Source organism: Cedecea sp. NFIX57 (genome assembly GCF_900177785.1).
In the GTDB taxonomy this organism is placed as follows: domain Bacteria; phylum Pseudomonadota; class Gammaproteobacteria; order Enterobacterales; family Enterobacteriaceae; genus Cedecea; species Cedecea neteri_C.
In genome coordinates this window covers 158,065-180,907 of the sequence record NZ_FXAS01000008.1, presented here as the reverse complement: position 1 = coordinate 180,907, position 22,843 = coordinate 158,065, and the positions used below count along the sequence as shown (strand labels likewise).

23 protein-coding genes and 1 tRNA gene are annotated in these 22,843 nt (G+C 53.7%); all 24 read left to right on the top strand.

Features of this window, described 5'->3' with window-relative positions; translation table 11 throughout:
• Position 1 precedes the first annotated feature (1 nt).
• Entirely contained in the window at positions 2–2,656 is a 2,655-nt protein-coding gene (locus B9Y90_RS09165; protein WP_085541033.1) for a TOPRIM and DUF927 domain-containing protein, read from the top strand.
• An 18-nt stretch (positions 2,657–2,674) separates the two neighbouring features.
• Positions 2,675–3,079, top strand: a complete 405-nt coding sequence (locus tag B9Y90_RS09160; RefSeq protein WP_085541032.1) for a single-stranded DNA-binding protein — start codon at positions 2,675–2,677, stop codon at positions 3,077–3,079.
• A gap of 52 nt (positions 3,080–3,131) precedes the next feature.
• Positions 3,132–4,124, top strand: coding sequence for a hypothetical protein (locus tag B9Y90_RS09155; protein ID WP_085541031.1), 993 nt, complete (start codon positions 3,132–3,134; stop codon positions 4,122–4,124).
• Between the two features lie 83 nt (positions 4,125–4,207).
• The gene (locus tag B9Y90_RS09150; protein WP_085541030.1) at positions 4,208–5,026 is read left to right on the top strand and encodes an antitermination protein; all 819 of its coding nucleotides are present in this window, start codon (positions 4,208–4,210) and stop codon (positions 5,024–5,026) included.
• Between the two features lie 382 nt (positions 5,027–5,408).
• Positions 5,409–5,485 (top strand) — tRNA-Arg (locus tag B9Y90_RS09145).
• A 1,397-nt stretch (positions 5,486–6,882) separates the two neighbouring features.
• Positions 6,883–7,416, top strand: a complete 534-nt coding sequence (locus B9Y90_RS09140; RefSeq protein WP_085541029.1) for a hypothetical protein — start codon at positions 6,883–6,885, stop codon at positions 7,414–7,416.
• Between the two features lie 118 nt (positions 7,417–7,534).
• Positions 7,535–7,783, top strand: coding sequence for a class II holin family protein (locus B9Y90_RS09135; protein WP_023331998.1), 249 nt, complete (start codon positions 7,535–7,537; stop codon positions 7,781–7,783).
• A 2-nt stretch (positions 7,784–7,785) separates the two neighbouring features.
• Positions 7,786–8,316, top strand: a complete 531-nt coding sequence (locus B9Y90_RS09130; RefSeq protein WP_085541028.1) for a lysozyme — start codon at positions 7,786–7,788, stop codon at positions 8,314–8,316.
• The gene (locus B9Y90_RS09125; protein ID WP_085541027.1) at positions 8,313–8,834 is read left to right on the top strand and encodes a hypothetical protein; all 522 of its coding nucleotides are present in this window, start codon (positions 8,313–8,315) and stop codon (positions 8,832–8,834) included. The genes B9Y90_RS09130 and B9Y90_RS09125 overlap by 4 nt, the downstream gene beginning before the upstream one ends.
• A gap of 124 nt (positions 8,835–8,958) precedes the next feature.
• Positions 8,959–9,564, top strand: a complete 606-nt coding sequence (locus B9Y90_RS26425; protein WP_139827374.1) for a hypothetical protein — start codon at positions 8,959–8,961, stop codon at positions 9,562–9,564.
• Between the two features lie 66 nt (positions 9,565–9,630).
• Positions 9,631–10,719, top strand: a complete 1,089-nt coding sequence (locus B9Y90_RS09115) for a terminase small subunit (protein WP_085541026.1) — start codon at positions 9,631–9,633, stop codon at positions 10,717–10,719.
• A 246-nt stretch (positions 10,720–10,965) separates the two neighbouring features.
• A complete protein-coding gene (locus B9Y90_RS09110) occupies positions 10,966–12,237 on the top strand; it encodes a hypothetical protein (RefSeq protein WP_085541025.1) in 1,272 nt (423 codons plus the stop codon).
• An 11-nt stretch (positions 12,238–12,248) separates the two neighbouring features.
• On the top strand, positions 12,249–13,667 hold the full coding sequence (locus tag B9Y90_RS09105; RefSeq protein ID WP_085541024.1) for an anti-CBASS protein Acb1 family protein: 1,419 nt from the start codon (positions 12,249–12,251) through the stop codon (positions 13,665–13,667).
• A complete protein-coding gene (locus B9Y90_RS09100; protein WP_085541023.1) occupies positions 13,664–14,488 on the top strand; it encodes a hypothetical protein in 825 nt (274 codons plus the stop codon). The genes B9Y90_RS09105 and B9Y90_RS09100 overlap by 4 nt, the downstream gene beginning before the upstream one ends.
• Before the next feature lie 12 nt (positions 14,489–14,500).
• Positions 14,501–16,096 (top strand): NUDIX domain-containing protein, encoded by a 1,596-nt coding sequence (locus B9Y90_RS09095; RefSeq protein ID WP_085541022.1) that lies wholly within the window; start codon positions 14,501–14,503, stop codon positions 16,094–16,096.
• Between the two features lie 14 nt (positions 16,097–16,110).
• The gene (locus B9Y90_RS09090; protein ID WP_085541021.1) at positions 16,111–16,971 is read left to right on the top strand and encodes a hypothetical protein; all 861 of its coding nucleotides are present in this window, start codon (positions 16,111–16,113) and stop codon (positions 16,969–16,971) included.
• Positions 16,972–16,987: 16 nt separating this feature from the next.
• Positions 16,988–18,019, top strand: a complete 1,032-nt coding sequence (locus B9Y90_RS09085) for a DUF2184 domain-containing protein (RefSeq protein ID WP_085541020.1) — start codon at positions 16,988–16,990, stop codon at positions 18,017–18,019.
• A gap of 68 nt (positions 18,020–18,087) precedes the next feature.
• A complete protein-coding gene (locus B9Y90_RS09080) occupies positions 18,088–18,570 on the top strand; it encodes a hypothetical protein (protein ID WP_085541019.1) in 483 nt (160 codons plus the stop codon).
• Positions 18,567–18,995 carry a hypothetical protein gene (locus B9Y90_RS09075; RefSeq protein WP_085541018.1) on the top strand — a complete coding sequence of 143 codons (429 nt, stop codon included), beginning with the start codon at positions 18,567–18,569 and terminating at the stop codon, positions 18,993–18,995. The genes B9Y90_RS09080 and B9Y90_RS09075 overlap by 4 nt, the downstream gene beginning before the upstream one ends.
• Positions 18,992–19,426, top strand: coding sequence for a hypothetical protein (locus B9Y90_RS09070; protein WP_085541017.1), 435 nt, complete (start codon positions 18,992–18,994; stop codon positions 19,424–19,426). Before B9Y90_RS09075 ends, B9Y90_RS09070 begins: the two co-directional genes overlap by 4 nt.
• Positions 19,410–20,354: a hypothetical protein gene (locus B9Y90_RS09065; RefSeq protein WP_085541016.1), complete on the top strand. Its 945-nt coding sequence runs from the start codon at positions 19,410–19,412 to the stop codon at positions 20,352–20,354. The genes B9Y90_RS09070 and B9Y90_RS09065 overlap by 17 nt, the downstream gene beginning before the upstream one ends.
• Positions 20,355–21,749 (top strand): hypothetical protein, encoded by a 1,395-nt coding sequence (locus tag B9Y90_RS09060; protein ID WP_085541015.1) that lies wholly within the window; start codon positions 20,355–20,357, stop codon positions 21,747–21,749.
• 3 nt (positions 21,750–21,752) lie between these two features.
• The gene (locus B9Y90_RS09055; RefSeq protein WP_085541014.1) at positions 21,753–22,190 is read left to right on the top strand and encodes a hypothetical protein; all 438 of its coding nucleotides are present in this window, start codon (positions 21,753–21,755) and stop codon (positions 22,188–22,190) included.
• Complete coding sequence (locus B9Y90_RS09050) at positions 22,190–22,777, top strand: hypothetical protein (protein ID WP_085541053.1); 588 nt, start codon at positions 22,190–22,192, stop codon at positions 22,775–22,777. The genes B9Y90_RS09055 and B9Y90_RS09050 overlap by 1 nt, the downstream gene beginning before the upstream one ends.
• Positions 22,778–22,843 lie beyond the last annotated feature (66 nt).

Here is a 22,843-nt window from a genome sequence, read left to right as displayed (position 1 = left end):
AATGCGCAATATTGATTTTATTCGTGATGTTACGGCTTCTGCTGCCGGGCACTGGGCTGAGATTCTTCAGGCGCTGGGCGCTGACCTGCCGCGCACATCCGGTATGCATGGGCCGTGCCCGGCCTGCGGCGGTAAAGATCGCTTCCGGTTCGATGACAATGACCGGGGAAGCCATATCTGTAACCAGTGCGGCGCGGGCGACGGACTGGAACTGGTGCGCAAAATGCAGAACTGCGATGCCACCACTGCCGCCAGAGCGGTCGCAGATGTGCTGTCCGTCCCGTTCCCTGAACACAGGGTCGCTGAGCATCCGGTGCCAGAAGCCTCATGTAATATCCGCGACAAAGTGGAAAAACTGCTGGCTAAATCTGAACCGGGGCAGTCTGCCTACCTCACATCGAAGGGGATTCAATGCCCCTTCCCGCTGCTGTCCGATGACTCGCTGCTGCTGGTGCTGAAAAACGGCGCTGGCGCAACGACAGGCGCACAGGTGATTAAACCCGATGGCAGTAAACGGCTGGTGGCCGGAACAGTGAAGAAAGGCTCGTTCTACGCGGTTAATTCCGGCGAAACGCCGGAAACGATAGTTATTGCCGAGGGGCTGGCTACCGCGCTTTCAGTCAGCCTGATGCTGCCCGACGCATTGGCCATCGCCGCTATCGATGCCGGAAACCTGTTGCCAGTTGCCCAGTTGATTCGCCAAAAATACCCCAAAGCCCGGTTGATCATTGCCGCTGACAACGACTGGCATGAGCCGGGGGAACGGGATGAGCACGGAAAGCTGAAGCAGAACACCGGCCGGATAGCCGCAGAAAAAGCCGCCGTAGCGGCAAAAGGCGAGGTGGCGCTTCCACCTGGTGAGCAAAAGGCCGACTGGGATGATTATCGACAGGCGCATGGTGAGGACGCTACCCGAAAAGCATTTTATAGCAGCCTGTATTCCCCGGAAGAGAAGCCGCCTTCAGCGGGGAACACAAAAGATCTGCGCCCGTTCGTAGACAGTCGTCACGGTGGTCTGTGGTGGATAGAGCCAAAAGCGGATAAAGATACCGGGGAAATCGTGGAGAAAGAAACCTGGTTGTCAACCCATATTGAGGTCGTGGGTGTTGGCGAGGACGAGACGGAGCGCTACCTCATCCTTTCCTGGACGCCGGAAGGGACGCGTGAAACCCGTTCAGAAGCGGTTCCGCTGTGTGATATCGGTGAACGTGAGGGGTGGGCGCGTATTAAGAAAGGTGGCGTGCTGGTCACCTCTAAAAACGGGCTGAAATCGATCCTGGCTGACCATCTGCAGAGAAGTGGTAATCGCGATCTGTGGGCGATTGCGGGTGCTACAGGTTGGCAGTATGGGGCATACATCATGCCGGATGGCTCTGTTATCGGCGCACCTCAGAAACCCGTCATGTTTAATGGCCGATCTGCAACTGCGAAAGGGTATGAGGTTAAAGGCACGCTGGAAAGCTGGCGTGAGAACGTCGCGGCGCTGGCACGTGGTAATCCCTCTATGATGCTGGGGATTGCCTGTTCGTTTGCAGCTCCACTTATTGGGCTGGCTGGTGCGGATGGTTTTGGGGTTCACCTCTTTGGTGGCTCATCGGCAGGTAAAACGACCACAGCAAATGCCGCCAGCAGCGTGTGGGGCTGTCCGGATGCCCTGAAACTCACCTGGTATTCAACCGCGCTGGGTCTGGTCAACGAAGCTGCTGCACATAATGACGGCTTTATGCCCCTGGATGAAATCGGCCAGGGTAGCAATCGCCGTGCTGTGGCGGAATCTGCATACGCTCTGTTTAACGGTGTGGGAAAAATTCAGGGGGCAAAAGAGGGCGGCAACCGGGATCTGAAACGCTGGCGAGCCATGGCCTTCAGCACCGGCGAAATTGACCTTGAAAGTTACATTCGCGCTGACGGCGGCAAGATTAATGCCGGACAACTGGTGCGCCTGCTTAATGTTCCCATCACTCGCGCGACGGTCTTTCACGGCAAAAAGGATGGCAAAGCTCACGCTGATGCGATGAAGGATGCCTATCAGAACCATTACGGTGCCGCAGGCAGAGAATGGGTCAAATGGTTGTGTGGACACCGGAGAAAAGCAACGGGCGCGGTGCGTGATGCAGAACGCCGTTGGGCGGCATTACTGCCATCAGAAGCCAGTGAACAGGTTCGCCGGGTAGGTTCCCGTTTCGCCATTCTGGAGGCTGCGCTGCGGCTTACTTCTTTCCTGACCGGATGGAATGAGACGGAAATACGGGATGCGCTCCAGCACAGTTTCAATGCCTGGGTAGGTGAATTTGGTCTTGGTAACCGGGAGGCCAAAGCGTGGGTTGAGCAGGCGGAGGCGTTTCTTCAGAAGTTCGGATTCAGCCGTTATCTCCCTTACCCCGATTCCGATCCTCGCGACCTGCCAATAAAGGATTTGGCTGGGTACCGTGTCACCAGCCAGATAAACGATACCGTGGCGTTTCATACCTGGCCGTCAGTTTTCCGGGATGAAATCGCTGCAGGTGCAAACTATGTCGCCTTTGCCCAGGTGCTGGCCGAGGCGGGCATGCTGGATAAACCCGACAAAGGACTCACCAAAAAGACACTCAGGCATAACGGCAAGCAACATCGCTTCGTCGTGCTCAGCATGGCGGTTGATGACGATGAAGAGTAATGGCACAGGAGAGACAGTATGACAGCGCAACTTGCAGCGCATGGCCGCCTGGTGGCGGATGTGCAGACCAAAACAACAGGCAATGGAACCAGTATGGCGTATTCCCGAATGGCGGTGCCTCTTCCGTGCCGCGCATCAGATAACGGTGAAACCACGCTCTGGCTGGGCATCACAGCATTTGGTAAGCAGGCTGATTTGCTTGCCCGTCAACAGAAGGGGGACCTGATAAGTGTCGCTGGTGCCATGCAGGTAAATCAATGGACCGGGCAGGACGGCACCACCCAGAGCGGATATTCCCTGGTGGCGGAGTCGGTCATCAGCGCCCGGACGGTCAGAGGCGGCGCAAGAAAACCAGCGAATACCGGGGGTGCAAAACCACCGCCGGCAGGTTCTGGAGAATTTTCAGACGACGTGCCGTTCTGATGAAGCCTGAGGCGGGTTCGCCCGCCTTGCATGGATAACACCGGGTGTGCAGATGAATACTGAAGAAAAAGAAAGCATCCTTCGCCTTAAACGTGAAGGCATGGGATACAAAACCATTTCCCGGGCAACCGGGGTCAACATCAATACGGTGAAAAGTTTGTGCCGTCGTTCGGGGCAGTTTCGCGATAACCCTGAACACCGGGTGCTCTTCACGATACCTGAGCCGAAATACAGCATGGAACTGGCGACGGTGAAGCCGCTACCGCCGCAGCGAACCATTACCGGGCACAAACAGACGGACGCTTATCTGTGGGTTCTGGAGGTAATAAAACTTAATGAACCCGCCCACCTTGAGGCGGCTCAGACGGCGCTTGAAAGGCTGACTATAGCGCCAAAGGACGCCCAAACGCGTTATACCCGATACCTGCAGGAAAACGGGGTTAATAGCTTCAGCATCGTCTTTGGCACGATGATGATGGATGACCCGCAACACTACATCAAAAACGCGAGAGAGCAGGCCGCCCGCGCGGCAGAGGTTCGCGGTGTGTTTGGAAGCTATGAGGAGATTTATCACAAGCTTACACCACCAGAGCAGATGCTGGAGGATGCGCTGGGGTGGATTTACGACGACAATTACGGCTGGACGGAAGAGGAAAAGCTACGGGGAAGTATCGGCGGGACCCGTCTACTGGACATGTACGATTTAAGGACGGACAAAGCGTTTGAAGCCATGGCGGATGTCCTGCCTGAACCCTATACCCTGTCTGATGTTGTGCGGGAATTCCAGTACTGGGACTGGGTTTATCGTATGAGGAGCGCTGCCAGAAAAGAAATAAACCCGGATGCCTATGATGACGGCGAGGGGCCGGTCAGTGAAAGGCAAAACTGGCTTGATAAAAAGCTGGAGACAATCAGGCCGGTAAGCCGGGATGAAGCCTTCGAGGTATTGAAGTGGTATCTCAAAAGCGAACGGCATCAGGGCTGTATGGATGCAGACAGCGATGAAGTGTACCTCAATCTTATTGGAAAGCATGAAGCAAAGTGATGTTTCATCATGTGCAATGACCTGGCCGTTTATTGCGTTAAGTGGGATAATAAATGTGTCCGGTCACGCGAAAGGTACCCAGAATGAAACTTGAAGCATCCCTGAAGCACTTCAGCCCGCAGGGGCTGGCTTACACAGATTCGGCTAAATCCACCTCACCGGACCGGATCACCGGCACAGATATCATGGCCGCTCTGGGCTCTACCAGTAGCCGTGCCCGCTTCGGTCTGGCTGCATACATGGGAAAAGCAGGTGTAAGCAAATCGGATGAACAGCAGGCTACGCAGGCGCTCTATGGCTATGCGATGGAAACCGCACCAGCGAACTTGCGAAAAACTGCTGGTGCAGATTTCGGTTGGTGCATGATGGTACTGGCCCAATTTGCTTTCGCTGAATACTCTCGCTCAGCGGCAAGTAGTGGCACCTGCATCACCTGCAGCGGCACAGGCAGAACCACCCGAACGCAGCAAGCCAGAAAGGTGACTTACCCTTGGGGTAAAGCGCCATACTGGGCCAGCCGTTCCCGCGCCGTTCGTCCTTCTGACTGGGAGTGCTGGCAGGAAGTAACCGAAATAGTCCCGGCTCAGTGTGATGTATGCGGAGGGAAGGGGAAAATTAGCGCTCGCTGTCGCTGCGGCGGGAAAGGTGAGGTGCTGGATCGCAAAGCGACAAAAGAGCATGGCGCACCGGTGTTTAAAACCTGCGAGCGTTGCTCGGGGAATGGTTACAGTGCGGTATCGTCTGCCACCGTTCACCGGGCAATACTGAAACGTCTGCCGGACCTGCACCAGTCTTCCTGGTCACGGAACTGGAAGCGATTTTATGAAGGGCTGGTGAAGAAGTGCTTAACCGAAGAGAAGAAAGCGGATATTGCGTTCCAGAAAGCGACGCAAAATGACTAGTTCGCAACAAATGTGACCATAATCGAAGCGCGGGGCTTGACTTTGCATAACTCTGGCGTGTAAGCTTCAAATTATGGGAAGTCATGTCCACAAGTAATTAACCTTCGAAGCCTCGCCAGCAATGGTGGGGCTTTGTCGTTTCAGACAAAGCCTGTTTTGCAGATTCGAAAAACCTTGAAAAAGCACAAGGTTTTTACGTTTGCCTGTAGTTGGCCACAGGGCGATACTTACTCACGGGCAGCAGGTGCCAGATTGCTTTGGTTTACATGCGGTGATTAAAGCGACTAAAAAGCATTCATTGAATCAATCTTCCTTGGACTCCTACCCGATTGACAATGAATGTTTGGCACCTGCCAGCCCACAGTAATATGCCAGTTTTTTGGCACTGTTAGCTCAGCCGGACAGAGCGTTGCCCTCCGGAGGCAAAGGCCGCTGGTTCGACTCCAGCACAGTGCACCAACCGCCACTAGCTCATCGGGATAGTAAGCTGAGGGTATGAGGGTCCAGTCCTCGTTGGCGGGTCAGATTTCAATGCGTGATGAATCCCCCTGTGCGGAGGGGCTAAGTCAGATGCAGTGTGTTTATTACATGAATACCTTGTTGTGTAGCAGAGCGAACCCGGTGCTGACTTTCCTGGTTCACCGGGAGGCACCCGGCATCACGCACCCTACGGTCATCATATAATGACTATTACCTCAGCTTTCCACCTCTAAGATTGAGCTGATGATGCAGGTTAAATTCCTGCTGGCCGGTCCGGATAACAGCCATCAGGTCTGCGATGAGACTGAATGGCACATAAAAATAGCGTGACAAAATAAGTCCCCTTTGCGACCCGGTGCAGAAATGGCCGGGCTTTTTTTAAGGCATTCGCATGAGCACTGAGTGGTTAACTGATATCTCCGTATCAGGCCTGTCGCTGAATTACAGTGCTCAGCCGAATGCCCGCATAGATAATTTTTATTCTCTAATGCAAATTGATGTGGCGTTTATGTAAAACCACCTACGCTTCATTTTATAGAAAAATGCGAGCGAGATAATGACCTTGAAAAAAATGCTGATGATTGCGGTGATAGGTGGGTGTTTAATTGGTGGTTGCATAATATATTATTATCTATACTCACAGCTAACTACTCTCCGTGACACGCATTACTACGAAGAGGCTGCTGACTGGAGTGGATAATTGCGCAAATGGTTGATTGCTCTGTTACTTATTCTTTCATTCATGGCCGGGCTGATGATGTACGAGAGAATATTGATGCAATTCCGTGCAGACTTCCCATTTTTTGCCCTGGATGATAAATCTTAGATGACTGGAGAACGCATTCGCATGAGCACTGGCCCCAAAACACTTTGTGCGGGCAAGTTCGAAGCGTGGGGTTAGTGTTCAGCCGAATGCGTGATGTGGATAACAATTAATTAACATAACGACTGGTAATTATCGGGTCTGTATCCATAATTTAAAGTGTCCTGCACGGTTGCGCGTCAGGACTGCGCTTTCCAGTACAATGTATGACTTATGCCCGCAGCCTTAACTTTGCGGGCTTTTTTTCTTGATAGTGAACACGAATTTATCTTCTCTGTATTGTGGCAGTAACAGTATAAAGAATATGGTTATTGCGTCGCAGTGAATCCCCCTGTGCGGCGGGGCGAAATGGTCAACAGTAATGTCCTGAAGTCAACAGTGCGAGCCCGGCCTGACCAGCCAACGGCTCACCGGGAGGCACCCGGCACAGCGACAAAACTACGTAACAAACTGGCTTGTCATAATCTCAAGGCTCACTTCGGTGAGCCTTTTCTGTTTTAATTCAGGCCTTTTAATCTGGAAAACTGTGTGGGTAAAGGTGAGGTGCGTTATCATGCTAATTCCGTATAAAAATTGTCTGGTGGGTGGCATGGAAACGACATTCAATGATCTGAAAGAGAAGCACCTGAAGTTAATTGAGACTCAGTGGAAGCTACGGGAGCGCTTGCAGGATAACGCGGGTGATTTGCTGCGAGAATATGCCGAATCACTGTATCTTCCTGCCACCTCATGGACCGACTCTCAGGGGAAGGTTCATCCTTATGTTGAAATAGGCACGTGGTCCGCGCCTAACAAGTTTGAGGCAATTCCTCTCCCTCGCTTGCAGATGGACGAAAATTACAGCCTGAATTTTGTGATTGCAACAACGCTGGATGATTCCCCAATGACCGGTGGCCACAGGCATGGTGTTAGCATTTCCCTTCGATATGAGCATGTGTTCCTTTATGCATCCATTGGGTCGGGTGAAGACACCATGCAGCTACAGGTATCACCAAAACCGGGTGGTTTCTTCGAAGTGTGCGCGGCAATTAAACAGCTAATCAATATTTCTATCGACAGGGCGACACCTGCTGCTGTGCTTGTCTGATTAATTATTTATCCAGCATAGAAACTCGCCAACTGTGCGGGTTTTCTTCTTTAAAGGGCTGCCTACGAGCGGCCTTTTCTCTTTCCCTCACACAACACCCCGAACCCGGAGGTGTGGAATGCACAGAACTATGCCTGACAAAATCGCATCGATAGCGGGGTACTGTACATCCGGCGGCCTCATTTGCTGGGGTGGCATAGCAAAATGGATACATGACCTCGACTGGAACCTTGTTGCCGTTGTCGGCGGCTTCGTTATTGGTCTGCTGACTTTCTTCGTTAATTTCTACTTCAAACGCCGCCAAACGAAAGCTTATGAGGCCGCTTTGGCGCGGGGCTATGTAACCCCTCCACCGCAGGACAACTAATCATGGCATCAACGAAAAGCAAACTCAGCGCGGCCATGCTTGGGCTGTTAGCTGCTGGCGCCACTGCGCCGGTGCTCATGAGTCAGTTTCAGGATGAAAAAGAAGGAACCAGCCTGGTCGCTTACGCTGATGCTGGTGGCGTGTGGACGATATGCGGCGGTGTGACTCCCGTTGACGGCAAGCCCGTTGTTAAGGGCATGCAGCTGACGCGCCAGCAGTGCGACAAAATCGACAAAGCAGAACAGGAAAAGGCTTTGGCCTGGGTGGAAAAAAATGTTCGTGTACCGCTCACTGAGCCTCAAAAGGTCGGTATTGCGTCTTTCTGCCCCTGGAATATTGGCCCAGGCAAATGCCTGCCATCGACGTTCTGGCGAAAGCTCAATGCTGGTGACCGGCACGGCGCATGCGCAGAGATAAAACGCTGGACCTATGACGGTGGCCGCGATTGTCGTATCCGCTCTAATAATTGCTACGGGCAGGTTCTACGGCGTGACCAGGAATCTGAGCTGGCATGCTGGGGGCTGGGTAAATGACACGGAAAACTTGGTTGCTTGTGGGCGTTGAGCTGCTGCTGTCCGGAGTCATTATTTTCGTGCTTCTGGGGCAGATCAGCGAACAGCGCATCAGAGCAGAAAAGGCAGAGCAAGAAGTCGATGGCCAGCGGCAAGTTATTGCCACCCAGGCTTTCAACATGAACCGCTTCAATCAGATCGCCGACTACACCGACCGGAACAATTCACTGATTGATGCCGGTGCGGAAAAGACGGTAATCGAATACCGGGAGATTTTACGTCGTGACAAAACCTGTGATCTGCCTGTTCCTGCTGACGTTGCTGGTGGGCTGCTCGACTACACGAACCGTTTACGCGCCAGCGCAATGCACACCGATCCCGGCCAGCCTGACCCAACCGGTGCTACCCCCACTGCCACCGGCGGACTGACCTATTGCCAGACGGTGCTTTGGATTAAGCCGTTGCTGGCTGCCATCGACAAGGCGAATAACCAACTGGTCGGAATACGAGATATTGAGAAAACCAGAGCCTCGCACTAGCGGGGCTTTTTATTGCGCTTCGCATGCGCATCCCGAAGAGAGACTTTCAGTCGTGAGCCTGGGCAAGCCGTTCGCTCTTGGCGGCTCTGCCATGCGACAGGCTCACATCTAAAAGGTTAATTCCATGAAGAACATTAAGCACTGGCACGTAAAACTGTATCAGCGTACACAGAATTCAATCCTTTCTATGGGAACTGCAGTACCTGAAAGGCTGCTGCACGAGGGCTATTCCAGTGACAAGATTACGCTCCCACATCGTGATGGGCATATTAATTTCCTGACGGATCCGTGTGGTGTGGAGGAAAAAATCGTTCGCGCAGATGCCGTAGACAGCATTGTGTGCACGCCGGTTTACGAGGGTGATGATGAGATGGACCTGAACCCGCCGCGGGCAGAAATGCTCGAATACGTCAAAACGGCAATCGGCGAAGGTTACCAGCCTGAACATGAAGCTGCGGTTTCTGATCTGACAGTCATCGATGGTCTGAATGATGGCGATCTGAATCGTGAGTTCGGTAAGTGCTGGCAGTGGCACAACATGGGCGGTGGTTATTTCGCAGAAGAAAAGGCCGCAGTTAGGCAAAAGAGTTTTGAAACGGCTTCACGGCCACTTATTCAGTGGTTGGCTGAAAATGTTCACCCTCACCATTCGGTAATTGTCACCAGCACCCATGCAGAGCTGCTGATGGGTGAGATTGTGTTATCTACCGACGAGTACCTTAAAGACTGATGGGCATTACAGAAGCTCTTCACACCGAGGGGCTTCGATAATGTTTTCGCTAATAGGTGACTGATAATGGCAAGAACGGACTGGGGCGAGCTTCAGCGTCAGTTCCTGTCCGACCATGCTAAATCCGGTATTTCCCCCAAAGACTGGTGTGAGGCGCAGGGACTAAATTACGCCAGCGCAAAGCGCTATATCAAGGTTGCGAACGGCGGTGCGAATTCGCAAAAAAAAACTGCGAAAAAAAGTGCGAATTCGCAGAAAGAAAAAACTGCGAAAAAAACGCCTGCTGATAATGCTCGAGCTGTGCAGCCGGCAAAGGAGCGAAAAATTTCGCCCCATCCATCAGCGACGGAACATTTTGATAGTTTTAATCTTTCCGACCAGCAGATGCTTTTTGCTCAGCATGTTGTTGACGGGAAGACTCGCGTAGATGCTTATCGCCTGGCTGGTTATTTGGGTGAGGGGGCAACAGCATATTCAAACGCCAGCCGATTGCTCAGAAATGCCAGGGTTTCACGTTACGTGCATCATTTGCGAAATGAGCGCCAGAAACGTTACGCGGTAGAGCTGGATGATGTGATAGCTCAGCTCACCGCGATTATTAACGCTGACCCGAACGAGATAGCGCAGTACAGGCGTGTTAACTGTCGGTACTGCTGGGGCGACGGGCATAAATATCAGTGGCGTGATTTTGACGAGCAACTGACAGCCGAGAAGGTGGCAGAGAAAGACAACAAGCCACCTCCCGACCTTTCCGGCGGCATCGGCTTCGTCGATAACTTCGACCCCAACCCTGAATGTCCACGCTGTAACGGAGAGGGAAAAGGCGAGGCGTTTTTTGCTGATACGCGGGATGTTGAAGGCGATGCTCGTTATTTGCTGCAGGGCGTAAAGTTGGGCAAGTTCGGCATAGAGATAAACGCGGCAGATAAGGCTGCCGCCCGCCGTGAACTGGCAAAACTTCTCGTTGCCCGAGGAACTGGCACCGGGAAAGACAACAACGATCTTGCTCGTCAGCTTCTTGAGCTGGAAATCCGCAAGCGCGCGGCAGAGGCAGAGAGAGCTGAGCAAGAGGTAGAACTGCGGCGCAAGGGTAATAGTCCAGACGAAGAGCCGACAGTGGTGATTAAGCTGGTGAATTCCCCGGATGCTGATTAACGGGTAAAACAGCGAAAACAGGCATTTCAGGCTGATTTTCGGCTATGCATTTTTCGACCCTGTTTATGCACGTTTTATTCACGCCATTTTTCGCACTTAACCCACAGAAATAAGCCTTTCAGGGACATTTCGAAATGGGCGGTGTTACCGTGGTGCAGATAACGTACCTTATGTTAAATAGCGGCGTTTTTTAACAAATCTAACAAGTACAACCGTTCCGGCCATGCGCCACTCAGAGGGTGAACCATGCCGACTGAACACGTTATCGAGTTTCTGCCTTTTCATGAAGGGCAGAAGCGGATTTACCGATCCCCCGCAAAGCGAAAAGTTGTTCGCGCTGGCCGCCGCTTTGGCAAAACAACCATGCTGGAGCAGGCCGGGGGGAACTGGGCCGCCAGACAGATGAGAGTGGGCTGGTTTGCCCCGTCTTACAAAATCCTCCTGCCGTCGTTCAAAGCCATCAGAGACCTGTTAAAGCCGATCACAGTCAGCTCGAGTAAAACCGATGCAATTATTGAGGTGATGGGCGGTGGTCAGGTTGAGTTCTGGACGCTGGATAACCCGGACGCCGGGCGCTCCCGTAAATATCACAAAGTCATCATCGATGAAGGCAGCCTGGTTAAAAAGGGCATGCGGGATATCTGGGAGCAGGCGATAGAGCCGACGCTCCTGGACTTTGACGGTGACGCAGTCATGGCAGGCACGCCAAAGGGCGTGGATGACGAGAATTTTTTCTACCTGGCCTGCAACGATAAATCGATGGGCTGGGAAGAGCACCACGCGCCCACATCAGCAAACCCAACGATTAACCCCGCTGCGCTGGCGAGGATTATTGACGGGCGCCCTCCGCTGGTGGTCCAGCAGGAATACATGGCTGATTTCGTGGACTGGCGCGGGCAGAACTTTTTCAAGATGGACTGGTTGCTGGAGAACGGCGCGCCGGTCGATTACCCGGCCAGTTGCGATACGGTTTATGGCGTTGTCGATTGCGCCCAGAAAGGCAAGTTGCAGAACGATGGTTCAGCCTGCATCTGGTTCGCACTCATTAACTATCCCGCTCCATGCCTGGTCATTCTCGACTGGGACATTATCCAGATTGACGGGTATTTCCTGAAAGATGTGGTGCCGCAGTGGATAGGGAAAGCTAAGCACCTCAGCGAAATATGCCTGGCCCGGATGGGGACGACTGGACTTTTTATCGAGGACAAGGCTACCGGCATCACACTACTGCAGCAGGGCGCAAATGAAGGGTGGAACGTTCATCCTATCGACAGCGAACTAACTTCACTCCCTAAAGAATCCCGCGCTATCAATATTTCCGGGTATGTGGCCTCCGGGAAGGTACGCATTTCTAAATACGCCTATGACAAAGTCACTGAATACAAGCAGTCGAAGAAAAACCATCTTTTGACGCAGGTACTTCAGTTCATCATCGGCGAAGAGAATCAGGACGATGACCTTTTTGACTGTTTCAACTATGGCATCGCTCTTGGGCTGGGTAACGGCGAAGGCTTCTGACGAGAGAACCAATGAACGAAGACGATTTCGAAATCGGCAGCTGCTCTCACTCAGAGCTGATAGCGTTGCTGGAGAGTGACGATATACAGCCTGGATCATCGGCTGGCTACCAAACCTGTAAAACGGTCTACCTCTACCATCCGCTGGGCGGAAAAATGGTGGATCGCCCGATTAAAATGGCGATGAACGAGCCGCGCACAATTCATGTTGCACAGTCGTTTGGGCTTGAGCAGCGCCTGCGTGATGCTTTCGAACGGGAATGGAAAGCGTTAGGAGCTAACCAGCACATTGCCAACGCGGCGCGGATTGCACGAATTTACGGTGTGTCTGCGGCGGCTATGCTGGTGGATAATCAGGAGCCGAGCCAGTCACTGGATTACCGCACACTCTATAAGCACAACATCAGTTTTAACATTCTGGACCCGCTCAACACGGCGGGCAGCATCGTTTTAAACCAGGATCCGAATGCTCAGGACTTCCAGAAGGTTGACGGCATCCGGGTGGCCGGTAAGCCGTACCACAAATCACGCTGTGTTGTCGTTCAGAACGAGGACCCGATTTATCTGGCGTATAACGCTGCGGCCTTTGGTTTCAGTGGTCGCAGCGTTTACCAGCGGGCATTGTTTCCGTTGAAGTCGTTTATCCAGACCATGCGCACTGACGATATGGTGTCAGTGAAAGGCGGCCTGCTGGTGACGAAAATCAAAGGGCCAAGCTCTGTCGTCAACAACATGATGCAGAAGCTGAGCGGCATTAAGCGCATGATGCTGAAACGAGGGAAAACCGGTGAGGTTTTGCAGATCGGTGACAGTGACACAATCGAATCCATCGACCTGAGCAATCTGAAAGACCCACTTGATTCGGCACGAAACCATATCCTCGAAAATATCGCTGCAGCCGCCGACATGCCTGCCATCATCCTGAACTCTGAGACGTTTGCTCAGGGGTTTGGTGAGGGGACAGAGGATGCACGTTCGGTGGCCGTGTACATCGATAACATTCGTGAATGGCTGGACCCACTTTATGCGTTCTTCATTCGCGTCTGTCAGTACCGGGCGTGGAGCATTGAATTTTTTCAGGCACTTCGGGCCGACTTTCCAGACCTGAAAAACACCTATAGCGTGTATTTTGCGAGCTGGATAAACAACTTTGAATACCGCTGGCCATCCTCTCTGAAGGAGCCGGAAAGCGAAAAAGTGAAGGTCGATGAAACGCGCTTTAAAGCGATCATTGGTATGGGGCAGGTACTGCTCGCACAGTTCACCGACGATCCGGAAAACCGGGCCGCACTGATTGAGTGGATGTGTGAAAACGCTAATGCCAATGAACATCTTTTCCCTCAGCGGCTGGAGCTTGATTGGGATGAGTTGCTAAACAATCCGCCGAAACAGCCGACTCAAGATCCCCCAGATGGAGGGCTGTCACTGTGAGGGTATTTACCAGAACGGTAAGGGAGGCGGTCAGGTTCTTTCTTCGCAATGGCTATACCTCGCGGGAGGAGCTTGAACGCTGGCAAAGCATCATCAGGCAGGCTGCCGAAGGTGAGACGGCAAATGACTACGTCTCGATGGTATCGCGCAACCTCACGCATGCGTATGACCTGCAGATTGGTCGGGCCGCAGCGCTGAAGCGTCACCCTGGCATTTCCCGGTTCACCATTAACTACCTTGAACCAAAGCTGCGCACAGAGCTCGACAGACGAATACTGGCCAGCGTTGACCTGATAAAGCTCAACCGTCAAAAAGCGGTCGATACGACGCTGTCGCGCTTTAGTGGCTGGGCCAGCAGCATTCCTTCGGCTGACTCTATAGCGCTGAGGGGGATTCAGGGGAAGATGCGGGAGACGGCGGGACATATCCAGAAAACCGCCGAGCAGTTCGACTTTGAAGCCCGTCGCGTGATGATTGACCAGAACCATAAGCTGATCGCCAACATCGACAATGTGATAGCAACCAGCAATAACGCTATCGCTGCAATTTGGCACAGCCACTGGCGCAGGCCTGGATATAAATACCGGGAGGATCACAAGGAACGCGATTTGTTGTACTACTTAATCCGCGGGAACTGGGCGCAAAAAAACGGCTACGTGAAAGCCGGTCCCGCTGGGTACCTCGACGAAATCACTCAGCCTGCCGAAGAGGTTTTTTGTCAGTGTTACGTGACCTACATCTACAACCTCCGAAGCATTCCAGAATACATGCTGACCCAGGAGGGGCAGAAGTTCATGGAGTCTATGAAGAAAGCAGCATAGGAGCATCAAACCGTGGCTATTTTTGGCAGCGGGATAATGTTTCGTCAGGGTAAGTTCGTCTTTCTAATTCAGCGCTCGGATGATGGTACGTGGTGCCAGCCCGGCGGCACGGTAGAGCCGGGTGAGTTGGCAATTGATGCCGCACGCCGCGAGGTGCTGGAAGAGGTGGGTTATCAGTACGATGGCTCGCTGACCCCTCACAGCGTATACGGCGATTACCTGACGTTTCGTGCCGAGGTGCCGGATAAGTTCGACGCGAAGCTTAACGACGAGTCGCTGGCCGCCGGGTGGTTCCATATTGACGATCTGCCAAAGCCGCTTCATCAGCCTTTTGCTGAGATGCTGGCGCAGCAGGCGCTCAATGAAACCGAGGTTGCCGCGCTCATCGCTGACGGGACATTAAGCAGCCCGCAATACTTTATCAACATGTGGATGTTCGCCATCCGGGTCACCGGCACAGGGGTTACCTGGCGCTCCGCAGATCAACAGATGGCCTTCCGTAACCCGGATGACTATCTCACCCCCGAATTTCTCCAGCGAGTTGCCGGGCTACCGCTCATCTGGCTGCACCCGGAGAAAAATACGCTTGATAGCAATGAGTTCGCAAAGCGCGTTATCGGCACCCTGACCAACAGTTGGGTTGCTGATAAGGGCGAGGTGTGGGCAGTTGCGCGCGTGTACGACGCCGAGGCCGCAGAAATTATGGCGACAAGGCAATTAAGCACCTCTCCAACCGTGAAGTTTGTTGAGGTACCTAAATCAATCATTGTCGACGGTCAGTCTCTGCTGGTGGAGCCATCCCCCGAGCTGCTCGACCACGTTGCAATTTGTGAACAGGGCGTATGGGACAAGCTCCTTGCCCCCACTGGTGTTAAATCTGATTCCATTCCAAACGAGGCTGAAAAGATGGACGAGGAAAAAATCGTAGCGCTTATCAACAAAGCGATCGATGCCCGCATGGCAAAAGCAGACTCCGAGGCCAAAGAAGCCAAGGATAAAGCGGATGCTGAAGAGGCAGCTAAAAAAGAAAAAGCTGACGCGGAAACCAAAGAGGCCGAAGAGGCAAAAGCCAAAGCTGATGCGGAAGAGAAAGCCGCGCAGGAAAAGGCTGATGCCGAAGCAGCAGAAGAAAAGGCAGCAAAAGAAAAAGCAGACTCTGAACTCCGTCAGCAGATTGCCGACCTTAAAACACGCATCCCAACCGAGCTTAGCGACGAAGAACGTAACGAAGTTGCTGATGCGCAGGTGAAGGCAGACAGCGTGTTCTCCAGTTTTGGCAAGCGCGCGCCGGTGCCGCTGTCTGGTGAAAAGCCGCTGGCGTACCGTCGTCGCCTGATGATTCAGCTGCAGGAACATTCACCGGATTTCAAGACCGTTGACCTGTCCTCAATCGCTGATTCCGCATTGCTCGGCTTTGCCGAAAAACAGATTTATGCCGACGCGCAGAAATCAGCAAGTCTCTCGGTTGGCCCAGGCATGCTGCGTGAAATAAAACGCGCTGATGCGACCGGCCGCCAGATCAGCACCTTTGAAGGCGATCCCGCTGCAACCTGGGCACCGTTCCAGTCCGGCAAACGTCAGGTCACCAGTTTTAACAACCAGGCTTAACAGGAGTTTGAAGCATGGCTCATTTATCTCTGAACCCGATGGCTACCACGAATGCGCTGGGTTCCTTCGGTGTGAAATCTGATGGTTATATTCAGGGCGTCGCCCTGGATGACCCGGCCAATCGTTTCAATCTTGCCGCCGGCACTGTGGCGCCAACGGAAACAAAACCCCTCTGGGGTGGGCTGGCGATTGCCGAACTTCTGCCTGGCATCCAGTCAAGCCCTCGCGGTTCGACCATTCGCAGAGCGATGTCAGTAGCTGAACTGGAAGGCTTTACCGTCTTTAATCAGGCCCACAACGGGCTGACCACGCCGCAGTCACCCGTGCCGCAGTACGCATCTGGCATGAGCGTTTCTTTTTACCGTCTCGGCTCTAACATGCGCGTACCGCTTAAAACAACAGCCAGTGTCGTCGCGCTGGGTACCTCAGGTGCATCGGTTCGTACTCCGCTGGCCTGGAACTTTGTGCATGACGAGATTACTACCGCAGCCGCAGCAGGTTACTCAGGTGCGGATGTTGCGACTAAAGGTGTTGTTTACGCTTCTGGCGTGGCGACGGCAACGACTGACGGCGCACACGGCCTGACAGCAGGGCAGTATGTGAAAATCAGTGGCGTGGCCCCGGCGGCCTATAACGGCACTGTCGTCGTGTTATCCGTTCCCAGTCCAACCACTTTCACTTATGCACCGGCATCAACGCCGGGCGGCGCGGCTACGACTCAGGGCAATATTGGCGCGGTAAATATTTCAGATATCACGCTGCCAGTGAAACTGCTCGCCGTTGGAACAGCAAATCCTAAAACTGTTAATTACGACAGCAATACGGGTTTCCTGACCTGGGGTCACAACGACAGCATTGCGCTGGTCTTACTTTAATCGGGAGCTGAATTAAATGGCTGCAATTACCCCCAGCTACACTATCGTCAATCCGTCGTACATCGCGCCGGAAATGATCATCGGTTATCAGCAGGCGTCTGGTGCGTTTGAAACCATCGCCAGCGGTAACCCACAAGTTCGTCTCGGTGTCGGTGATCAATACGCCTACATGCGCCGCCTGGATATTCGTACCCAGGTGACCTCCAGCCAGTCAGGCAACGGTAACCAGCTGCCGAGCGTGGCGCTGGATGCGAAGATGATTTCCACCCCGACCTACCTGTTCCGCTGCCGGGGTATCTACGACCACCACGATATGGCGGCGGCCGGCAACTGGAACTTTGCTCTGCCTGAGGCTCAGCGTCTGGGCATGCGCCAGGGGATTTTCCAGCAGCTGCGTTCTGCGCTGCTGCATGGCATGAACCCGGCTGGTGGCGAAGGCCTGCTGAACACCGCCGGGGCAACGACTGAGTCTCTGCCGCCGGACAGCAATAACAACCACACCGTACTGACCTACGATCACGGCCAGATGGCGGTGTATCTGCTGGGCCATGTTCAGGCGGCGTTAACCCGTACCATGCAGCTGGGCCGCCAGTTGCGCGTCGTTATCCTCGGCCCGCAGCGTATTCTTGGTGCCATGGAGATCCAGCAGATTGTTCAGCTGACCTCTTACCAGCGTCCCGGTGGCGGGACCGATACCGTTGGCGGCACGGTGAAAGAAGTATTGAAGGGCGCAAACATTCAGGTGGACTGGGTATATGACGACACTCTGATCGGTGCTGGTGCGGGGGGTACTGATGCGGTGGTGATCACCATCCCGGAGGTTGAAGTGCCGATGGTCAATTCAACCGTCAACACCAACGAATTCGCCAGACTGACGCCGTCACTCGCAGCGAACGCGCTGATGTTCTGCGACATGGCCGCCCCGCGCGAAATTCCGACACCGATTGCGGGTGGCGCCATTGATGTGCTGTCCGAGATGCGTTCCACCTCAGGCTGGGCAGTCCGCCCGGAAGCTATCACCATTCTGTCGATGGCCTACAGCGCCTGATGCAATTTTCTACGTGGTTAAGCCCCTGCCGGGAAAACTCAGCAGGGGCTTTTTTACGAGGGTAACCAATGAAACTCTATATCGCTAACACCACCAAACAGCGCCAGATTTTTGCCTACCGCAACCTTGAGACGGGTCGTCTTATCCAGATCCCGATTAACCACGGTGACCAGATGATGGTGCTTGATGGGGCCACTGAAGAGGTGGAATCAGTCATCCTGCATCACCAGGTGTACGGCCTGATTGACTCGACGAAAATCGACCAGAGTCAGGTCTTTGTCGGCCTGTGTTACAGCGTCAACAAGCCTGTTTCAGCGTCGGTTATCGAGAAAACTATCCGCGATAACGATATTCATCTTACCCGCGGGGCGCATAGTCGCCGGCAGGCATCCCTGGCTGCTCTCGACAGCTCGTTACGTGAAAGCGGCACGGGCTATTCCGGTGAAATGGAAGTCAGCGTGGAGCAGGCGAAGGGCCGGGATGACCATGACGACACGCCGATGGTCAGCGAAACCCTTGCAACTGAAAAATCCGGGAGCAAGAAAAAATGACAACGAGCCTGCCGGGATTTATCGAGTTCGTTCGATCTGATATGGGCGTGACCGCCGGGCAGGTTCCTGACAGTTCCCCGTCGCTTTCACTGGCGTATGGCGGGGCGGTTGAATGGGTGAACCGTGACATTGAAATGGTCATGCCCAACCTGTATGCGGTTGCCGTTTATAACCTGGCGGCTTCTTTCCTGGTTAACTATGGCACCGAGCGCGTTTTTTCTGATTTTAGAGAGGAGTCAAAACTTACCAGGCTTCATGTCGGGGTGATCTCCTCCGCGTCAGATGAATCAACCAGCTCTCAGCGGCTTGTGCCGGACTTCTTCAGGAATTTGTCGCTCGCTGACCTGCAAATGCTCCAGGATCCGTGGGGCCGCCGCTACCTGATGATTGCTCAGCAGTTCGGGAGCCTGTGGGGGTTGTCATGATTACCTTTCATCTTGGCGTGATGGATATCCCCTATGAGGATGAAAACACCACTACCGGGGATGTGGCTGAAAAACTTGAGGCTAAGTACCACATCATGCAGACGTTCTTTGATCGTTACGGTAACGATATTGCCGATCTCATGAGTAAGGATCTGGCCGGAGCGCTGGAGAACATGCTGGCCGGCGCGCCGCCGACCAAAGACCCGCTGGCCGAGTCGATGTCACGCGTTCACGACCTGTTTTCTGCGTTTCTGGATAACGAGGAGATGAACGGCATGCCGGGCGTTCCTACTCGCCGGGCGTTGTTGGGCATCTCTAAGCGCTTCAAGAAAAAACAAGGCAATCCACGCCCTTCGTTTATCGACACAGGAACCTATCAGGCCGCCATGCGGGCCTGGGTAAGTGGGGTGCTAAATGCCTTCCCTGGGTGAACTTCAGCAGAACGCGACAACTGAGTTAAACGCTACCCTGACGCAGGGGCTTGATGATCTGAGTCAGTATCAGGTGGTGACCTTCACGAAATACATCAGGAAGATTTTGCCGCTCGATGGCTTTGTGTTCTGGATTAAAGCCTCTGTGCTTGTTGGTGGCGAAAACAGCGCGCCTGATACGGTCAACGTTAAAGGGTATTTACACCTGACGACGGAATCAATACAGGACGATGAGCAGCTGTATGACCGCAACGTTGTGACGTTTACCGCTCAGTCCGATATCGACCCCTTCAACGATATCGGATCGGATGTGCTCTACATCGGCGAATTTTTTGGCATTCAGTTTTCATTTTCCCGGCGCACTGGCCTGAACGAACCAGCCAACCTGTACCATTACACCGGCGAGGCGATTTTCCCACATATGCGGTCGCAGATAATTAACTCTGCCGCCGACATCGATCTTACCGATGTGGTGGTGTCCAGTTCGCTGCCGATCTGGTTAGCGCTAAACCAGTTCATGCCGATGTACCCGGCAATGCTGTCGGTGCAAAACATCTCCCCGCCCTTTGCGACGGTGAAATGCAGCAATACCACCCCGATTGCCGGCGCGTTCTGTCTCGATGAAAAACAGAACCAGTACCAGCTGGTTTCCGAAGATGTGACGCTGTCCATCACCGGGCTACGGAATGCCAGCGTTGAGGACTTCCTGCGCTACATCCAGGACTACACACTCGCCGATAATGCCGAAATGGGGGTGATGAATATCCCCGTCGTACAGGATGAGCGCGTGACGCAGAACGAGCTGAACATCATCGCTCAGCGTAAAACCATCAAATTCAAAATTAACTATTACCAGCAGCGAATGAGAGACATCTCCCGCCAGCTGATCACTTCTGCAATCCCCGCCATTTACCCGGAGAAACGTTAAATGTCGATTGTGAATATTAATATCTCGGTGACTAACCCGCCGAAGCCCTCGCAGTTGCTGAAATCTGGCGCGATGGTGTCCACTGGAGGCACCACCCTGGCTGCCGGAGAGTACAAGTTGCTCTCGACCCGGGATGATATGAAGGCCATTGCCCCCCCGGCGAAAACCATGGCTTCAATCGCCTGGGCTGAGAAGGTCGTTACAGTGACGTTGTCAGTCGCGCACAAATGGACAACAGGTGACAAAATCCCCCTTATTGTGTCCGGCGTGACGCCAGCCGCTTATAACCGGGCGGTTACGGCTACCATAACCAGCGATACCGCGTTCACTTACCCGCTGACCAGTGACCCCGGCACCGCGAAGGTGATGGGGACCGTGAAACCGGTTGCCGCCAGTGAAATTATCCAGATGAACACAACCTTCTGGGCGCAGGGCACTACGCGCGCTGTCTATGTGCTCGAACTGGGGGATGTGAAGGCTCCCGAAGCGGTTGCAGCGCTGAGCACGTTTATTGCCCAGGATATTTCTCTGGGCAGCACATACCAGAAATTTTTCTCTTATCTGATACCGCGTGAGTGGGATGCCGAACCCACGTTTAAAGCGCTGGCCAGTGATTACACGTCGCCAGGCTCGATGGTGAAATTTTTTGCCACCACGACGATTGCCACTTATCAGGACTGGGCTTCAGAAAAATACCCGAATGTGTTTGCCGGAGTAGAGGCTCCCTCCATCGGGAGCGCTGAGTTCTCAATGGCGGCGCCCTTCCAGTCCTCTCTGGTTAACGACCCGGGATCGTCCAATATGGTCCCCCCGATGGCCTGGCGCTTCATGTACGGCGTCACGGAATATCCGGCGGCCGGAAATGGCACGTTACTGAAAACCCTGCAGGACAACAGCATCAATTACATCGGTGCGGCAGCGGAGGGCGGCCTCAGCAATAAAATGCTGGTGGCGGGCCATATGCTGGATGGTAACCCGTTTAACTACTGGTATTCCGTCGCCTGGTGCGCGATTAACCTCGAAATGGACCTGGCGAACGAGGTGATCAACGGCTCCAATACCACGGTGAACCCGTTGTATTTCGAACAGCGCGGCATTAACCGCCTGCAGAATCGCGCATTAAAAACGCTGCGCTCAGGCATTAGCTACGGTCTTATTCTGGGGCAGGTCGTTGACACCCGGCTCACGCAGGATGCTTTTAACGAAGAGTACGAAAAAGGCACTTATGCGGGCAGCGCCGTCATTAACGCCGTCCCGTTTGCCAGTTACACCAGTCTGAATCCGTCCGATTACGCCGATGGCAAATATAATGGCCTCAGCGCCGTCATCACGCCGAAGCGCGGCTTTGAATCCATCACCTTTAACCTCAACGTAACCAATTTTGCGGGGGCGTAATCTATGTCAGCTCCATTAGTACCCCAGGGGTTCCTGAATCGTGTGCGGGGGGCTGTCACGCTGACAGAAAATCCTGCGCTGAATGTCACCGCCTCCTATCTGGGTAAAGATGCCATCAGCATGCGCCCGGACGGCCCGGCAACAGACATTATTCCGACGTTAACGGGCACGGTAGGCAGTCAGGCCCCTTATCAGCAGGTCACACTCACCCTGCATTTACTGCGCACGCAGGGGCTGGCCGCGAGCTGGCAGCGCCGGTTTGCCTCTGATACTGCGCTGGGGGAGGTGGTGGTCACGCCGGACGCCAGTACGTTCGGGAACTACACCATTCTGAATGCCTATCTGGTGAACTTTAACGAACTGCCGATCACCGGGATGGATGCGGGTTATGTGGTCACCATCTCTGGTTACATCATCACCAACGACAAAATGTGGGACTGATTGCCGTGAAAATCGATAAAAAACTGAATTTCGTCAGCACCATCACCCGGGAAGATGACTCTCTGGTCTATCTGCACGTCGTGCCATTTCCGTATGAAGTCGTCGAGCAAAACTGTGTGATGCTCGGCAGCCTGTTCAATAACTTCTTCTCGCTGGTCGGTTCTGTAGGCGCCCCGCGTGTGGCTGCGATGATGCTGCGTAATACGCTCAAAGCACAGCAGGATGCCGGCCAGATTACTGCGGGTATGCCGACCCTCGTTGATGATATCCAGCGCCTGACCACGGTTATCTGGAACGATAGCGGCACCTGGAAAACGACGTCGCTGGATACCGCCTTTAAGCAGGGCATCCTCAGCGAGGAGGAGTACCGGGAAGTCGAAGGCGAGGTTGTTTTTTTTATGGTCAGCTCTGCTATTCAGAAAGCGAACCTCATAGCCCCGACGGTGGGCAGGGCACTCGAAATGTACAGTGGGCAACTCGTCTCCTTGAATGTTACGGCGTTCCGCGATTCTTTACTGACGTCGAAAACGGATCCCGATACCCCGATCCCGGAAGCCCAGCCGGAACGCTCACACATACCCTCCTGACATGGGCCTCCGGTGAGGGGTTCGCTTTGCTCTGCCGTGAACTGGATATTGGGGAGTACAAAAGCC

What these genes read in the sequence shown, in the direction of transcription:
- B9Y90_RS09070 (WP_085541017.1), top strand. Translation starts at nt 18,992, where the DNA reads ATGATTACCTTTCATCTTGGCGTGATGGATATCCCCTATGAGGATGAA.
- B9Y90_RS09085 (WP_085541020.1), top strand. Translation starts at nt 16,988, where the DNA reads ATGGCTGCAATTACCCCCAGCTACACTATCGTCAATCCGTCGTACATC.
- B9Y90_RS09155 (WP_085541031.1), top strand. Translation starts at nt 3,132, where the DNA reads ATGAATACTGAAGAAAAAGAAAGCATCCTTCGCCTTAAACGTGAAGGC.
- B9Y90_RS09165 (WP_085541033.1), top strand. Translation starts at nt 2, where the DNA reads ATGCGCAATATTGATTTTATTCGTGATGTTACGGCTTCTGCTGCCGGG.
- B9Y90_RS26425 (WP_139827374.1), top strand. Translation starts at nt 8,959, where the DNA reads ATGAAGAACATTAAGCACTGGCACGTAAAACTGTATCAGCGTACACAG.
- B9Y90_RS09055 (WP_085541014.1), top strand. Translation starts at nt 21,753, where the DNA reads ATGTCAGCTCCATTAGTACCCCAGGGGTTCCTGAATCGTGTGCGGGGG.
- B9Y90_RS09160 (WP_085541032.1), top strand. Translation starts at nt 2,675, where the DNA reads ATGACAGCGCAACTTGCAGCGCATGGCCGCCTGGTGGCGGATGTGCAG.
- B9Y90_RS09105 (WP_085541024.1), top strand. Translation starts at nt 12,249, where the DNA reads ATGAACGAAGACGATTTCGAAATCGGCAGCTGCTCTCACTCAGAGCTG.
- B9Y90_RS09140 (WP_085541029.1), top strand. Translation starts at nt 6,883, where the DNA reads ATGCTAATTCCGTATAAAAATTGTCTGGTGGGTGGCATGGAAACGACA.
- B9Y90_RS09060 (WP_085541015.1), top strand. Translation starts at nt 20,355, where the DNA reads ATGTCGATTGTGAATATTAATATCTCGGTGACTAACCCGCCGAAGCCC.
- B9Y90_RS09110 (WP_085541025.1), top strand. Translation starts at nt 10,966, where the DNA reads ATGCCGACTGAACACGTTATCGAGTTTCTGCCTTTTCATGAAGGGCAG.
- B9Y90_RS09125 (WP_085541027.1), top strand. Translation starts at nt 8,313, where the DNA reads ATGACACGGAAAACTTGGTTGCTTGTGGGCGTTGAGCTGCTGCTGTCC.
- B9Y90_RS09080 (WP_085541019.1), top strand. Translation starts at nt 18,088, where the DNA reads ATGAAACTCTATATCGCTAACACCACCAAACAGCGCCAGATTTTTGCC.
- B9Y90_RS09135 (WP_023331998.1), top strand. Translation starts at nt 7,535, where the DNA reads ATGCACAGAACTATGCCTGACAAAATCGCATCGATAGCGGGGTACTGT.
- B9Y90_RS09130 (WP_085541028.1), top strand. Translation starts at nt 7,786, where the DNA reads ATGGCATCAACGAAAAGCAAACTCAGCGCGGCCATGCTTGGGCTGTTA.
- B9Y90_RS09065 (WP_085541016.1), top strand. Translation starts at nt 19,410, where the DNA reads ATGCCTTCCCTGGGTGAACTTCAGCAGAACGCGACAACTGAGTTAAAC.
- B9Y90_RS09090 (WP_085541021.1), top strand. Translation starts at nt 16,111, where the DNA reads ATGGCTCATTTATCTCTGAACCCGATGGCTACCACGAATGCGCTGGGT.
- B9Y90_RS09115 (WP_085541026.1), top strand. Translation starts at nt 9,631, where the DNA reads ATGGCAAGAACGGACTGGGGCGAGCTTCAGCGTCAGTTCCTGTCCGAC.
- B9Y90_RS09075 (WP_085541018.1), top strand. Translation starts at nt 18,567, where the DNA reads ATGACAACGAGCCTGCCGGGATTTATCGAGTTCGTTCGATCTGATATG.
- B9Y90_RS09150 (WP_085541030.1), top strand. Translation starts at nt 4,208, where the DNA reads ATGAAACTTGAAGCATCCCTGAAGCACTTCAGCCCGCAGGGGCTGGCT.